Raw genomic sequence first — 14,545 nt, forward strand, 5'->3', positions numbered from 1 at the left:
ACATCGCGCCCCGGCCAGTGCTTGGGTACAATTCCACGCTAATTTGATCGAGTATCAGGAACACTACATGATCGCTTGCCTGCGGCTGTTCACTGCCCTCTGCCTTGCTGCCTTGCTGGCGGCTTGCGCCAGCTCGCCCTCCTCCAGCCTTGGCGAACTTCCACGGACCCCGGATGCCAGTATCGAGCAACTGCTCGCACAGGCCGCTGAAAGCAAAGACCCGGAAAAAGCCTCCCTGTTGCGCCTGAGCGCGGCAGACCTGGCCTATCGCCAGGGGAATGCCGGCCAGTCCGCGCAAATCCTGCAACAAGTCCCCGTCGAAACACTCAAGCCTGGCCCACAGGTTTTCGCCAGTACCCTGGCGGCTGAACTGGCCATGGTTCGCAATCAGCCCAAAGCGGCGCTGACTGCCTTGAGTCATCCGAGCCTGCAACGCCTGAGCGAACTGCCGGTCGAGCAACAGGTTCGCACCGGTACCGTCCATGCCCGCGCCCTTGAAGCCGATGGCCAGACACTGGCCGCCGCACGGGAGCGCATCTTCATCGCGCCAATGCTTGAAGGTGAAGCCGCCAGCAAAAACCACGAAGCGATCTGGACATTGATCGCCTCGCTGCCGACCGATCAATTGCAGCCGAGCGCCACCGACGACCTCGGCGGCTGGATGGGCCTGGCGCAGGCGGTGAAAACTGCCGGCACCCTGGAACAACAGCAAGCCGCGATCGACAACTGGCGCGCCCAGAATCCAAAGCACCCGGCCGCCATTCAATTGCCGCTGCCACTGACCAAACTCAAGGAACTGGCCAGCCAGCCCCTGAGCAAAATCGCCCTGCTGCTGCCACAAGATGGCCCGCTGGCCTCGGTCGGCAGGGCACTGCGCGAAGGTTTCATGGCTGCTCACTACCAGGCCCAACAAGCCGGGCAGAAGCCGCCAGCCATCGAGTTCTATGACAGCACGCGTCTGACATCCCTCGATGAGTTCTATCGCAAGGCCCAGGCCGACGGCGTGCAACTGGTCATCGGCCCGCTGGAGAAACCGCTGGTCAAACAGCTCAGCGCTCGCCCGCAACTGCCGATCACCACCCTGGCGCTGAATTACAGCGAAGGCGCACAAGGTCCGGCCCAACTGTTCCAGTTTGGTCTTGCGGCAGAAGACGAAGCCCGCGAAGTGTCCCGCCGTGCTCGCGCCGATGGCCTGCATCGCGCAGCCATCATGGTGCCGAAAGGCGAATGGGGCGATCGCGTCTTGAGAGCATTCAGCCAGGATTGGCAGGCTAACGGTGGCAGCATCGTCGCCACCGAACGTGTCGATCAACCGGTTCAACTGGCCCAGCAGATTGCCGACATGTTCCAGCTGCGTCAGAGCGAAGGTCGTGCCAAGAGCCTGCAAAGCACCGTTGGCGGGCAGATAGCCGCCCAACCTTCGCGTCGCCAGGACATCGAGTTCATCTTCCTCGCTGCAACACCTCAGCAGGCCCAGCAGATCAAGCCGACCCTGAACTTCCAGTACGCCGGCGACGTGCCGGTCTATGCCACCTCCCACGTGTTCAGCGCCAGCGGCGATGTGAACCAGTACAACGACATGAACGGCATTCGCTTCTGCGAAACCCCATGGTTGCTGGAAACCAACGATCCGCTGCGCAAACAGGTCACCGCTCAATGGCCACAAGCTGCTGGCAGCCTGGGCCGCCTGTACGCGATGGGTGTCGATGCTTACAGCCTGGCACCACGCCTGGGCCAACTCAAGGCTCTGCCGGACAGCCGCATCGAAGGTCAGTCGGGCAGCCTGGGCATGACTCAGAACCAGCGAGTCGTGCGCCAGTTGCCGTGGGCACAGTTTGTCAGCGGTCAGGTTCAACGCCTCCCGGATACTCCGCGCTGATGCCCGACAGATCACGCCAGCAAAGCGGTAAAGATGGCGAGCGCCATGCGCTCGAGCATCTTCAACAACAAGGTCTGCGCCTGTTGGCGCAGAACTGGTTGTGCAAACGCGGCGAGCTTGATCTGGTCATGCTTGATGGCGATACAGTAGTATTCGTTGAAGTCCGCTACAGAAAAAACACTCAATGGGGTGGCGCGCTCGGCAGCATCGATGAGCGCAAACGGCAGAAACTGATAATTGCCGCGCAGCACTTTCTTCAGCGCGAGTCGCGTTGGGCCAATTCCCCTTGCCGTTTCGACGTGGTTGCCATCGACAGCAACCTCGATCAGTTGAACTGGTTGCAGAATGCCTTCGACAGCTGATCGCGCGCGCCCCGAACCGGACACTTTCACCCAACACTTTTGCTCTTTGCTTTGCGGGCTGCACATTCATGTGCCGAGTAGCCGCGCTAATTAAGGTCACACAGATGGACATGCAATCCCGAATTCGCCAGCTTTTTCAGGCCAGTATCGATACCAAGCAAATGGCGATGGACGTACTTGCACCGCACATCGAGCAAGCCAGCCAGGTGATGGTCAACGCCCTGCTCAACGAAGGCAAAATGCTGTCCTGCGGCAACGGCGGCTCTGCCGGGGATGCCCAGCACTTTTCGTCCGAGCTGCTCAACCGCTTCGAGCGCGAGCGCCCGAGCTTGCCAGCGATTGCGCTGACCACCGACAGCTCGACGATTACCTCGATCGCCAACGACTACAGCTACAACGAAATCTTCTCCAAACAGATCCGCGCCCTCGGCCAGCCGGGAGATGTATTGCTGGCGATTTCCACCAGCGGCAACTCGGCAAACATTATTCAAGCGATCCAGGCCGCACATGATCGCGAAATGGTTGTCGTAGCATTGACCGGTCGTGATGGCGGCGGCATGGCGTCGCTGCTATTGCCCGAGGACGTCGAGATTCGCGTACCGGCCAACGTCACCGCACGTATTCAGGAAGTCCACCTGCTGGCGATCCATTGCCTTTGCGATTTGATCGACAGCCAATTGTTCGGGAGTGAAGAATGACCCCTAATCGCCTAGGCCTTCTGGCCTTGACCCTGTGCCTCGGCATCAGCGGCTGCACCTCGGTGGTTAAAGCCAGCCGCGAAGCACCGATTGAAGATGACCGCGGCACGCGCACCTTCGGCAGCAAGATCGACGACTCTCTGATCGACACCAAGGTCGGCGTGAACATTGCCAAGGCCGATCCCGCCCTGGATAACGACTCGCACATCGTCGTCACCAGCTTCAATGGCGTCGTGCTGCTTGCCGGACAAACCCCGCGTGCCGACCTCAAGGCCAAGGCTGAACAGGCCGCTGCGGCTGTTCAGCGCGTGAAGACAGTCCACAACGAACTGCAAGTCCTGCCACCTTCCGGCTTCCTGGCTCGCCAGAACGACACCTGGCTGACCTCCAAGATCAAGACCCAGATGCTTACCGATCCGAACATTCCGGGCTCGCGCATCAAGGTTGTCACCGAGAACGGCATCGTCTACCTGCTGGGTCTGTTGACCAAACAGGAAGCGGCCCAAGCCACCAATTTGGTACAGGGCGTTTCCGGCGTGCAGAAAATCGTGAAGCTGTTCGAATACATCGACTGAACCAACCCTGCCGACGATGACGATCTCAGGATCGCCATCGCCGGCAAGCCGTGCTCCTACACGTAATAAAAAAGGCGATCCTTTCGGATCGCCTTTTTTATTACTTCACCACTTTCAAACTGGGTCGACCGCTGGGACGCGGTGGCTCACTGTCGGGTGGCGGAATATCGTCATCCGGCTCGATCTCTTCGTCGTCTTCCATAGGCGATTCCAGATCGAACACCATGCCTTGACCATTCTCCCGAGCGTAAATGCCCAGGATCGATGCGATAGGCACGTACAGGGTGTGTGGCACGCCACCGAAACGCCCTTCGAAGCTGACCGCTTCGTTGTCCATGTGCAAATGACGCACGGCTGCCGGTGATACGTTCAGGACAATCTGTCCGTCACTGGCAAAACCTTGAGGCACCTGCACCGACGGATACTCGGAGTTGACCAGCATGTGCGGGGTGCAATCGTTGTCCACAATCCACTCGTAGAGCGCGCGGACCAGATAAGGTCGACTGGAGTTCATAGCGGCTCCTTAAGCCTTAGCGCATATCGCGTTCGACACCAGACAGACTCGCCTGGAAAGCCTCACGCGCAAACGAGCGCTCCATATAATCAAGCAGCGGCTTGGCAGGCCGCGGCAGTTCAATACCCAGAATCGGCAATCGCCAGAGTATTGGCAATAGGCAGCAATCCACCAGGCTTTGTTCCTCACTGAGGAAAAACGGCTTGTCGGCGAACAGCGGCGACACGCCAGTCAGGCTTTCGCGCAGCTCTTTACGAGCAACGACACGGGCTGCTTCCTTGGATCGGGAATCCAGGATCAGATCCACCAGACCACACCAGTCACGCTGAATACGATGAATCAGCAGACGGCTGTTGGCACGCGCCACGGGATAAACCGGCAATAAAGGCGGGTGCGGGTAACGCTCATCCAGATATTCCATCACCACGGTCGACTCCCACAACGCCAGGTCACGATCGACCAGGGTGGGCAAGCTGCCGTAAGGGTTCACTTCAATCAGTTTAGGCGGCTGGCGACCAGCTTCCACGTAAATGATCTCGGCGCTGACACCCTTCTCTGCAAGTACGATACGCACTCGGTGGGAATAGTGGTCGGCGGGGTCGGAGTAACAGGCCAACCGATTGGTCACGCCCATGGCGGTCCTCCTCGCTTGTTGAAATTATCGGAAACGGAAAAACGCGCGCGCCCAGAGGGCGCCTCCCGTAACGCCTGGACCACCAGGCTCGTTACACCTTAAGAGACGCCCCTGGGCGCGCGCGATTGACAGCAATTTTACAGCAATATCAATGGACGTCTTTCCAGTATTCACGCTTGAGCAAGTATGCGAATACGAAGAAGAACGCCAGGTACAGCAACACATAGGTACCGATGCGCTGATGCTGCAGCTTCACCGGGTTGGCCGAGTAGGCCAGGAAGGTCACCAGATTCTTGACCTTCTCGTCGAACTGCTCTTCGTTCAGCGTGCCGGTTTTCGGCAATACGGTCAGTTGGTCGCAAGCTTCATGAGTCAAAGCCGTGCCAGTCAGCGGATCGTATTGCTTCTTGCCGTCTTCGACGACTTGAACTTGCTTGCAGCCTACCACCTGGCGACCCTGCAGGCCGACCAGAACGTTAGGCATCCCGACGTTCGGGAATACCTTGTTGTTCACGCCCCAAGGACGCGATGGGTCTTCGTAGAAAGATTTCAGGTAACCGTAGAGCCAGTCAGTGCCACGAACACGGGCGACCAGGGTCAGGTCGGGCGGTGCCGCACCGAACCAGGTCTTGGCGTCAGCCGGCTGCATGCCGATGCTCATGTGGTCGCCAATCTTGGCGCCGGTGAACACCAGCTTCGAGAGCATCAGGTCATGCGGAATGCCCAAGTCATCGGCAACACGCTCGTAGCGCTGGAACTTGGCGCTGTGACAGCCCATGCAATAGTTGGCGAACGTACGTGCGCCGTCCTGCATGGCAGCCTTGTCGGAAACGTCGATATCGACCTTTTCCAGCTCCGGGCCACTCGATGTCGATGCGAAAGACAGTACAGGCATCGCCGCAAGAATCAGTACAGCAAATAGCTTTTTCATCAGCCAGTCACCCTTTCCGGAACCGGTTTGGTCTTCTCGAGCCTGGTGTAGAACGGCATCAGAATGAAGTAGGCGAAGTACAGGAAGGTACATACCTGCGACAGCAACGTACGGCCTGGCGTTGGAGCCAGAACACCCAACACGCCCAGGATCACGAACGAAATGCAGAACACCCAGAGCCAGATCTTGCTCAGCCAGCCTTTGTAGCGCATCGACTTGACCGGACTGCGATCGAGCCATGGCAGGACGAATAGCACAGCGATGGCCGCGCCCATGGCGATAACGCCCAGGAGCTTGTCCGGAACCGCCCGCAGAATCGCGTAGAACGGTGTGAAGTACCAGACCGGAGCGATGTGCTCAGGAGTCTTGAAGGCGTTCGCCACTTCAAAGTTCGGCTTCTCGAGGAAGTAGCCGCCCATTTCAGGGAAGAAGAACACGATCGAGCAGAAGATGAACAGGAACACCACCACGCCGACGATATCTTTCACGGTGTAGTACGGGTGGAAGGCAATGCCATCCAGCGGTACGCCGTTTTCGTCTTTGAATTTCTTGATGTCCACGCCGTCCGGGTTGTTCGAACCGACTTCGTGCAGCGCCAGAACGTGCAGCACCACCAGACCGAGGATCACGATCGGCAAGGCAACAACGTGCAGGGCGAAGAAGCGGTTCAGGGTAATACCGGAAATCAGGTAGTCACCACGGATCCACTGGGTCAGGTCGTCACCGATGACCGGGATCGCACCGAACAGCGAGATGATCACCTGGGCACCCCAGTAGGACATCTGGCCCCACGGCAGCAGATAACCCATGAAGGCCTCAGCCATCAACGCCAGGTAGATCAGCATGCCGAACACCCACACCAGCTCACGCGGCTTCTGGTACGAACCGTAAAGCAGGCCACGGAACATATGCAGGTAAACGACGATGAAGAACATCGAAGCGCCGACTGCGTGCAGCATGCGCAGGATCGAGCCGTGCTCGACGTCGCGCATGATGTATTCGACGGAAGCAAACGCTTCTTCCGCCGACGGGGTGTAGCTCATGGTCAGCCAGACACCGGTAACGATCTGGTTAACCAGAACGAGCAGTGCGAGGGAACCAAAGAAATAGAAGAAGTTGAAGTTCTTCGGGGCGTAGTACTTGCTGAGATGGTCTTCCCACATTTTGGTCGCGGGAAAGCGCGCATCAACCCAATCCATGAACTTGCTCATCACGCTTTCTCCGTATCGACGCCAACGACAATGATGTCATCGGTCTCATAGGAATGCGGGGGAACTGGCAGGTTCAAAGGCGCAGGTTGCGACTTGTAGACGCGGCCAGCCAGATCGTAGTGGGAACCGTGGCAAGGGCAGAAATAACCACCTACCCAATCCTTGCCCAGATCCGCAGGTGCCACTTCTGGACGGAAGGTCGGCGAGCAACCCAGGTGCGTGCAGATACCGATCAGCAGCAGAACCTCTGGCTTGATCGAACGCGTTTCCGGGTCGACATAGGTCGGTTGTGTCGAGTTCTTGGAGGTCGGGTCAGACAGCTGGCCCTCGATCTTTTTCAGATTCCCCAGGATTTCCTCGGTACGGCGGACAATGAACACCGGCTGACCACGCCACTCAGCAATCATCTGCTGGCCTGGCTCGATCTTGCTGACATTCACCCTCACCGGTGCACCTGCGGCTTTCGCCTTGGCACTGGGAAACCATGACCCCACGAACGGGACCGCAGCCCCCACCGCTCCTGCAGCACCCACCACGGATGTGGCTGCTACCAAGAAGCGACGCCGGCCTGCATTCACGCCGTCATTGCTCATTCAGTCCTCTCCCATCAGCTTTGTGGCCTGTTAAATCAGGCGTCTACTAAGTAAAAATCTGAACTTATAAAAATTTTGCCGAATGGTAATGAAAAGCCCCAATTCTGACAAGGTAATTACCAAGGGGCTTAACTGCCAAGCCTTGCAGTATAGGGCTTCTACGGCTGTGGCAAGTTGTCACAGAGCAATTCTTTGATAAATCGCGCCCATAAAAAAACGCCCAGCTTCGCAAGGAAACTGGGCGTTCTTTTTTGAACGTAAAAGCGAATTAACGCTTCGAGTACTGCGGACGCTTACGCGCTTTACGCAGACCAACTTTCTTACGTTCAACTTCACGTGCATCGCGAGTAACGAAGCCAGCTTTGCGCAGAGCGCCACGCAGGGTTTCGTCGTACTGCATCAGTGCGCGAGTGATACCGTGGCGGATTGCGCCAGCTTGACCACTTACACCACCACCGATCACGGTGACGTAGATGTCGAATTTCTCGACAGTCTCAGTCAGTTCCAGCGGCTGACGAACTACCATGCGGGCAGTTTCGCGGCCGAAGAAATTTTCCAGGGTGCGGTTGTTGATGGAGATGTTACCAGTACCCGGACGCAGGAAAACGCGTGCGGTTGCGGTCTTGCGACGGCCAGTGCCGTAATTTTGAGTCGCCGACATAATGAACTATTCCGTTAAAACTTCAGTTCTTGGGGCTGCTGAGCAGTATGAGGGTGTACAGCGCCCGCATAGACTTTCAGCTTACGATACATGTCGCGACCCAGCGGGTTCTTAGGCAGCATGCCTTTGACCGCGGTCTCGATCACGCGCTCAGGGGCTTTAGCGATCAGCTTCTCGAAGTTGATCGACTTGATGCCGCCCGGGAAACCGGAGTGGGAGTAGTAGATTTTGTCGGTGGTTTTAGCACCGGTTACACGAATCTGCTCGGCATTGATAACGACGATGTAATCGCCGGTGTCAACGTGAGGAGTGTACTCAGCTTTATGCTTGCCACGCAGACGGCTCGCGATTTCGGTGGCCAGACGACCCAGGGTCTGACCTGCAGCGTCGACGACAAACCAGTCGCGCTGTACTGTTTCCGGTTTAGCAGTAAAAGTTTTCATTCTTTATAGCCTCAGGGGCCGCCCTGTAAATTAGACGGCGGATCTTACTGAATAGTGCGTACTTTGACAAGTCAAAGGCAGCCGGATACAGACGCTTTCGGGGGCTCGGGTCGGCGCGTCCGTTCAACGGCAAGATTCTTCGGCGGCGGCGCATCACTTCCACTGCAGAAAGAGGTGCGCAATTATGCAGATTGCGAAAAATAATTCAACCTGCTTTTATGATTGTTTTGCCCAAGGAGCACCCGATGGACTATCGCCAGCTAGGCCGAACCAATCTGAACGTGAGTGCAATCTGCCTCGGCACCATGACCTGGGGCGAGCAAAACAGCGAGACTGAAGCCTTCGCCCAGATTGAACGGGCCAAGAGTGCCGGGATCAATTTCATCGATACTGCCGAGATGTACCCGGTGCCGCCCAAGGCCGAAACCTACGCCACCACCGAGCGCTACATCGGCAATTACTTCAAAAGCCGTGGTGATCGCGCCGACTGGATCCTGGCCAGCAAAATCGCCGGCCCCGGCAACACCATCGACTACATCCGCGACAAAAACCTGCGACACAACCGCCAGCACATTACCGAAGCCGTGGACGCCAGCCTCAAGCGCTTGCAGACCGACTACATCGACCTCTACCAGCTGCATTGGCCGGAACGCAGCACCAATTTCTTCGGCCAACTCGGCTACAAACACCAGACCGAAGCCAACCTCACGCCGCTGGAGGACACCCTCGAAGCGCTGGACGAACAGGTCAAGGCCGGCAAGATCCGCCACATCGGCCTGTCCAATGAAACGCCATGGGGCACCATGCGCTTCCTCGCCCTGGCCGAAGCCCGTGGCTGGCCGCGCGCCGTGTCGATCCAGAACCCGTACAATCTGCTCAACCGCAGCTTCGAAGTCGGCCTGGCGGAAATCGCTATCCGCGAACAGTGCGGCCTGCTCGCCTATTCCCCGCTGGCGTTCGGTTTCCTGTCGGGCAAGTACGAAGGTGGCGCACGTCCGCCGAAAGGTCGCCTGAGCCTCTACAGCCGCTTCAGCCGCTATTTCAACCCGCAGTCGGAAGCCGCTTGCAGTCGTTATGTTGCACTGGCGCGTGAACATGGCCTGGACCCGGCGCAAATGGCGTTGGCGTTTGTCACGCAGCAACCCTTTGTGACCAGCAACATCATTGGCGCGACCACTATGGAGCAGCTTGAAAGCAACCTTGCCAGCTTCGATCTGAAACTTTCCGATGAAGTGCTGGAGGGGATTGAGGCGATTCACAAGGATCACCCGAACCCGGCTCCTTGATCGATAACTAAAAAGCCTTCGCGAGCAAGCCCGCGCCCACACTCGATCGCGTATCTCTAAGAGAACTCGGTCTAGTGTGGGAGCGAGCCTGCTCGCGATAGCGGCCTGACAGTCGCTGCAAATCAAAGCGACCGCGCAATAATCTCCTTCATGATCTCGTTGGTCCCCGCATAAATCCGCTGTACCCGCGCATCCGCCCACGCCCGGGCGATCGGGTATTCCCACATGAAACCGTAACCGCCATGCAACTGCACGCACTCGTCGAGCACCTTGCATTGCAGGTCTGTGCCCCAGTATTTGGCCATCGCCGCGGTCGGCACGTCGAGCTTGCCTTGCAAGTGCAACTCCAGACAGCGATCGACGAAGACCCGACCGATCTGAATCTCGGTCGCCATTTCCGCCAGTTTGAAGCGGGTGTTCTGGAAGTCGGCGATTGCCTTGCCGAATGCCTTGCGCTCGCGGGTGTAATCCAGCGTCCATTGCAACGCAGCTTCAGCCGAAGCAAGCCCGCCGATGGCCACGGTAAGACGCTCTTGAGGCAATTCCTGCATCAGGTACGCAAAGCCCATCCCGGCCTGCCCCAACAGGTTTTCCTTGGGCACCCGAACATCCTGGAAGAACAGTTCCGAAGTGTCCTGGGCCTTCATGCCGACTTTTTCCAGGCGTTTGCCCTTGGCGAAGCCCGGGGTGTTGGCCTCCACCAGAAACAGGCTGGTGCCTTTTGCACCAGCTTTCGGATCGGTCTTGGCCACGACAATCACCAGGTCAGCGAGAAACCCGTTGGTGATGAAGGTCTTCGAACCGTTGATCACATACTCGTCGCCATCAAGCACCGCGGTGGTTTTCACCCCTTGCAGGTCGGAACCGGCACCCGGCTCGGTCATGGCAATCGCCGTGACCATTTCGCCAGACACCAGTTTCGGCAGGTATTTGTGTTTCAGCGCTTCACTGCCGTAATGCAGGATGTAAGGCGCGACGATGTCCGAATGCAGGGAAAAACCGATACCGGTCAGGCCGAGACGACCGATCTCTTCGATCACCACCGCGCTATAGAGAAAGTCAGCACCCAGGCCACCGTATTCTTCCGGCAGATGCGAACAGAGCATCCCCGCCTCCCCTGCCTTGTTCCAGAGTTTGCGGTCGATAAAGCCTTGTTTTTCCCATTGCCCATGGAGCGGCACGGCCTCTTTTTCGAGGAACGTTCGTACGCTGTCGCGAAAAAGTTCGTGCTCGGAACTGAACAAGGTTCTGGGGATCATGCGGCACCTGTCGTTATTGTTAGCCGGAATTGATCCTCAAAGACTATGCCTCGCCTCCGGCACAGGACACTGGACACATGCGACAAAAAATAAGACGATCCAGCCGTCTGGTGACCACTTTCCCCTATAAGAATAAAGTTGAATTATGTCTAACCAAGTCTCCACGCCCTTGCGGCGCGTCAGCATCCTGGCTATCGATCGGGTTTTCGCTTCCACCCTCATGCAAGCCAAGGATTTTTTCCACCTGGCCAGCCTGCGTTACGGCAAACAACTGGGCCAAGGCCTGACTCCGGCATTCGAAACCCGCCTGGTCAGCCCCGACGGCAAACCGGTGAACAGCTTCAGTGACGTGATCATGCCGGTGGATGGCGGCCTGGAAAACGCCGACATCATTGTCCTTCCAGCCTTCTGGGACGACTTCGACACCCTTTGCCAACGCTACCCACAGGTCCTGCCCTGGCTGCGTCAGCAACATGCTCGCGGCGCAGTGCTGTGCGGCGAAGCCACCGGGGTGTTCTGGCTGGCCGAGGCCGGATTGCTCGACGGCAAGGAGGCGACCACTTACTGGCGCTTCTTCAATGCGTTTGCCGAACGCTTCCCACGGGTTCAGCTCAATCAGGACAAGCACCTGACCGACGCCGACAACCTGTATTGCGCGGGCGGCACCACTTCGGCCTGCGACCTTTACATCTACCTGATCGAACGCTTCTGCGGCGCCAACGTGTCCCAGGCCGTGGCCCGCGACATCCTTTATGAAGTGCAGCGCAGCTACTCGCCAGGACGAATCGGTTTCGGCGGTCAGAAGCTGCACCAGGATGTGATCATCCTGCAGATCCAGCACTGGCTCGAAGAACATTTCGCCGACAAATTCCGCTTCGAAGACGTGGCTCGCGAACACGGCATGAGCATCCGCAATTTCATGCGGCGCTTCCAGACCGCCACCGGCGACAAGCCGTTGCATTACCTGCAACGACTGCGCATCGAAACCGCCAAGGGTCTGCTGTCCGGCAGCCGCAAGAGCATCAAGACCATCAGCTATGAAGTCGGCTATGACGATGCAAGTTTCTTTGCGCGCCTGTTCCGCCAGCACACCGAGCTCTCGCCGAACCAGTATCGGCAGCAGTTTCAACAAGCAGCCTAACGGTTGATACAGGCGCCGCCACGTAATTGCCAAGCGGCGCCTGCTTGCGAATTAAACTGCCTGTACCAACTGTGTTTAAAGATAACGATAAAGTGATTATTTCCCTTACATGAAAAACGGAATGCAGAGTACCGGACAAGTCCTTTGTACTCTTGCGAGCTGCTTTCTCGAATCGCCAATATATTCTTCCCGCCAACTGAACCGCACTTCAGGGAAGATCAATAATGACTACGGACATCACTCCCCAACCTCTTTCATGTAACGACAACACCGACAATCTCCAGACTAAAAAGAACTGGGCAGGTCGATTCCCCAATCCACCGGACTTGTGCTTTGACTACCGGGCGTTAATCGAACAGGAACATGGCGTCGCAAAGGCAACCAATCCAACGCATAAAATATGCATCATCGGCGCAGGTGTTACCGGACTGACTGCCGCCCGGGAACTTTACCGTTGCGGTTTTACCGACGTGACACTGATAGAACAATCGACACGCATCGGCGGCAGACACCTGACCGTCCATGGCCGCCATTCAATAAAAGAAAGTCACACTCCTTTCGAGATGGGCGCCATGCGCTTGCCATTCTTCAATAGGGAAAACGAACCACCTAAAGAGGGTCGATCGCTGATGGCTTATTACGCCAAGGCATTTGACCTGGCGCTATCGGATTTCCCCAACCCGGGAAGCCAGTGGGTGAGTTCGACCGGTATTTATCTCCAGGAAGGCAGCCTGGGTGGTCGTGCGGATCCGCACATGTTGATCTGGACGAACAAAGACGGCTTGACCCCTCCACCCGACGAGGCGCTGCAAACGGTTTATGCCAAGTGGAAAACCTTTGCCGCCAGCATGACTCGCCAGGTTGCGCCGATCTACGCCACGCCGGAATGGGAAGCTGTCTGGGCGGCAATCGTCGAAAGATACGAGCGTGTTTCGTTTCGCGAGCTGGTCTGTATGCCGGTGCTGGACACCTGGGATAAAGACAAACCTGGGGATTTTGGCGGAGTCGGAATGACCTCGCACGAATCAACCCTGTTCTATTCGATAGGCATCGGCGACGGTAGTTGGGGCGCTTTTTATGACGTGTGCGCGCTCTACCCGCTGCGCACCGCCATTTTCGGATTCAGCAGCCGCCTGCAACTCGTTCACGGCAGGGTCGATTCGTGCGGCGAACCGCTTCCCGCGCCGTACTTGCACAGCGATGCTGTTCTCGATGCGAAGGGCTTGCCTTTCGACAGTCCGCGCTATATCGGTCTTGCGGCGCTGGACGAATGCTTGCTGTTCATGAACACCGACAGCGCGCACAAATCGTTCTACGAACATTGTCTTGAAAGGGGCGACGGTTTTTTCACCGACTCTTCCGTCAACAAACTGAAGAAACTGGACGATCAAAAAATACGTGTCCATTACACGTGGAAATTCAGCCAGCCCTGTCAATCGCAGGAACTGTTCAATGACTTTGACGCGGTCATCATGACCCTGCCTTCCTGGCTGATCGAAACGGGTGTCCGGCTCGAAAACTTCAATCAGCACATGTTGCCGTTCGCAATGATCAACGCTTACAAAACAGCACACTGGGAAACCAGCTGCAAAGTGTATGCGCCGTTAAGTAAATCTTTCCTTTCGAGTAACACCAGAATTCCCCAGGCCATTGTGACCGACAGTTTCATTCATGACGTTTACAGCTATCGCTACAACGAGAATTATCCGTACGACTGCATATTATTAAGTTACACATGGGAGGATGACGCCACCAAACTGGCGTTGTTCAACGACCAGGAACTGGTGGCGAAGTGCGTAGAGGAACTCGACCGGATATTGATGAATTGCGCCAATATCCAGGAGAGGATTTCTCCCTATATTCAAACTGAACAAGCGTTGGTCCAACGCTGGATGACGGACAGAAACGCCTTGGGCTGCGCCAAGCTATACAGGCCCGGCACTTATTACGACGCAGTGAGCCTGATGAAGTACAACCGGGATTTCTCACATCTGTCCGGCCTGTATTTTTGCGGAGAATCGTTTTCGGTCGATGCCGGCTGGACAGAGCCCTGTTTTCGCGGCGCCGTGGATGCGGTGATTCATATCTGCAATAAAACCGCAGCGGTGTTCAATGGCGGATTCTGCATGAGCGACTACCCGCAATACCGCATCCGCACCTGAGACCTTGCCCGAACCAATGCGCCTGCGCGTTGGTTCTGCCTGCGTCAAACCGCTCTATTACGCCATCTTGCGCCCCGGCAGGGAAACCCGGGCGCTCTGCCCTGCGCGATCTTCGGACACGGACTACAGCTCAAACGGAAGCCGCTGACTTACGCAAAAACGCCATTTCAACTCTTAATAAACACGCAATTAAACA

15 protein-coding genes are annotated in these 14,545 nt (G+C 57.0%); 7 read left to right on the plus strand and 8 right to left on the minus strand.

The window, feature by feature from the left end; all coding sequences use genetic code 11:
* Positions 1-67 precede the first annotated feature (67 nt).
* The 4 genes from BLW70_RS29080 to BLW70_RS29095 all read left to right on the plus strand — a co-directional run bounded on the left by BLW70_RS29080 (position 68) and on the right by BLW70_RS29095 (position 3,514).
* The gene (locus BLW70_RS29080; protein ID WP_074880099.1) at positions 68-1,879 is read left to right on the plus strand and encodes a penicillin-binding protein activator; all 1,812 of its coding nucleotides are present in this window, start codon (positions 68-70) and stop codon (positions 1,877-1,879) included.
* On the plus strand, positions 1,879-2,241 hold the full coding sequence (locus tag BLW70_RS29085) for a YraN family protein (protein WP_074880102.1): 363 nt from the start codon (positions 1,879-1,881) through the stop codon (positions 2,239-2,241). Before BLW70_RS29080 ends, BLW70_RS29085 begins: the two co-directional genes overlap by 1 nt.
* A gap of 104 nt (positions 2,242-2,345) precedes the next feature.
* Entirely contained in the window at positions 2,346-2,939 is a 594-nt protein-coding gene (locus tag BLW70_RS29090; RefSeq protein ID WP_007943727.1) for a phosphoheptose isomerase, read from the plus strand.
* Entirely contained in the window at positions 2,936-3,514 is a 579-nt protein-coding gene (locus BLW70_RS29095) for a BON domain-containing protein (protein ID WP_074880104.1), read from the plus strand. The genes BLW70_RS29090 and BLW70_RS29095 overlap by 4 nt, the downstream gene beginning before the upstream one ends.
* 100 nt (positions 3,515-3,614) lie before the next feature.
* Here BLW70_RS29095 and BLW70_RS29100 read toward each other — a convergent pair whose 3' ends face one another.
* The 7 genes from BLW70_RS29100 to rplM all read right to left on the minus strand — a co-directional run bounded on the left by BLW70_RS29100 (position 3,615) and on the right by rplM (position 8,501).
* Complete coding sequence (locus tag BLW70_RS29100) at positions 3,615-4,028, minus strand: ClpXP protease specificity-enhancing factor (protein ID WP_074880107.1); 414 nt, start codon at positions 4,026-4,028, stop codon at positions 3,615-3,617.
* 16 nt (positions 4,029-4,044) lie between these two features.
* Positions 4,045-4,662, minus strand: coding sequence for a glutathione S-transferase N-terminal domain-containing protein (locus BLW70_RS29105; protein ID WP_008155978.1), 618 nt, complete (start codon positions 4,660-4,662; stop codon positions 4,045-4,047).
* 148 nt (positions 4,663-4,810) lie between these two features.
* Positions 4,811-5,593: a cytochrome c1 gene (locus BLW70_RS29110; protein ID WP_074880110.1), complete on the minus strand. Its 783-nt coding sequence runs from the start codon at positions 5,591-5,593 to the stop codon at positions 4,811-4,813.
* Positions 5,593-6,804, minus strand: a complete 1,212-nt coding sequence (locus BLW70_RS29115) for a cytochrome b (protein ID WP_074880111.1) — start codon at positions 6,802-6,804, stop codon at positions 5,593-5,595. The genes BLW70_RS29110 and BLW70_RS29115 overlap by 1 nt, the downstream gene beginning before the upstream one ends.
* Entirely contained in the window at positions 6,804-7,397 is a 594-nt protein-coding gene (gene petA, locus BLW70_RS29120) for a ubiquinol-cytochrome c reductase iron-sulfur subunit (RefSeq protein ID WP_074880113.1), read from the minus strand. Before petA ends, BLW70_RS29115 begins: the two co-directional genes overlap by 1 nt.
* Before the next feature lie 268 nt (positions 7,398-7,665).
* Positions 7,666-8,058, minus strand: coding sequence for a 30S ribosomal protein S9 (rpsI, locus tag BLW70_RS29125; protein ID WP_003216038.1), 393 nt, complete (start codon positions 8,056-8,058; stop codon positions 7,666-7,668).
* Positions 8,059-8,072: 14 nt separating this feature from the next.
* Positions 8,073-8,501: a 50S ribosomal protein L13 gene (rplM, locus tag BLW70_RS29130; RefSeq protein WP_007905295.1), complete on the minus strand. Its 429-nt coding sequence runs from the start codon at positions 8,499-8,501 to the stop codon at positions 8,073-8,075.
* A gap of 245 nt (positions 8,502-8,746) precedes the next feature.
* Here rplM and BLW70_RS29135 point away from each other — a divergent pair, with 245 nt between their 5' ends.
* Positions 8,747-9,787: an NADP(H)-dependent aldo-keto reductase gene (locus tag BLW70_RS29135; RefSeq protein ID WP_074880116.1), complete on the plus strand. Its 1,041-nt coding sequence runs from the start codon at positions 8,747-8,749 to the stop codon at positions 9,785-9,787.
* 122 nt (positions 9,788-9,909) lie between these two features.
* Here BLW70_RS29135 and BLW70_RS29140 read toward each other — a convergent pair whose 3' ends face one another.
* On the minus strand, positions 9,910-11,046 hold the full coding sequence (locus BLW70_RS29140) for an acyl-CoA dehydrogenase family protein (protein ID WP_074880118.1): 1,137 nt from the start codon (positions 11,044-11,046) through the stop codon (positions 9,910-9,912).
* Between the two features lie 244 nt (positions 11,047-11,290).
* Between BLW70_RS29140 and BLW70_RS29145 the strand changes: the two genes are divergently transcribed.
* Positions 11,291-12,187: a GlxA family transcriptional regulator gene (locus tag BLW70_RS29145; protein ID WP_173860460.1), complete on the plus strand. Its 897-nt coding sequence runs from the start codon at positions 11,291-11,293 to the stop codon at positions 12,185-12,187.
* Positions 12,188-12,411: 224 nt separating this feature from the next.
* Positions 12,412-14,349, plus strand: a complete 1,938-nt coding sequence (locus tag BLW70_RS29150) for a flavin monoamine oxidase family protein (protein ID WP_083383394.1) — start codon at positions 12,412-12,414, stop codon at positions 14,347-14,349.
* The last annotated feature ends 196 nt before the right edge of the window (positions 14,350-14,545 follow it).

Origin of the sequence: Pseudomonas frederiksbergensis (assembly GCF_900105495.1) — a bacterium.
Classification (GTDB): domain Bacteria; phylum Pseudomonadota; class Gammaproteobacteria; order Pseudomonadales; family Pseudomonadaceae; genus Aquipseudomonas; species Aquipseudomonas frederiksbergensis.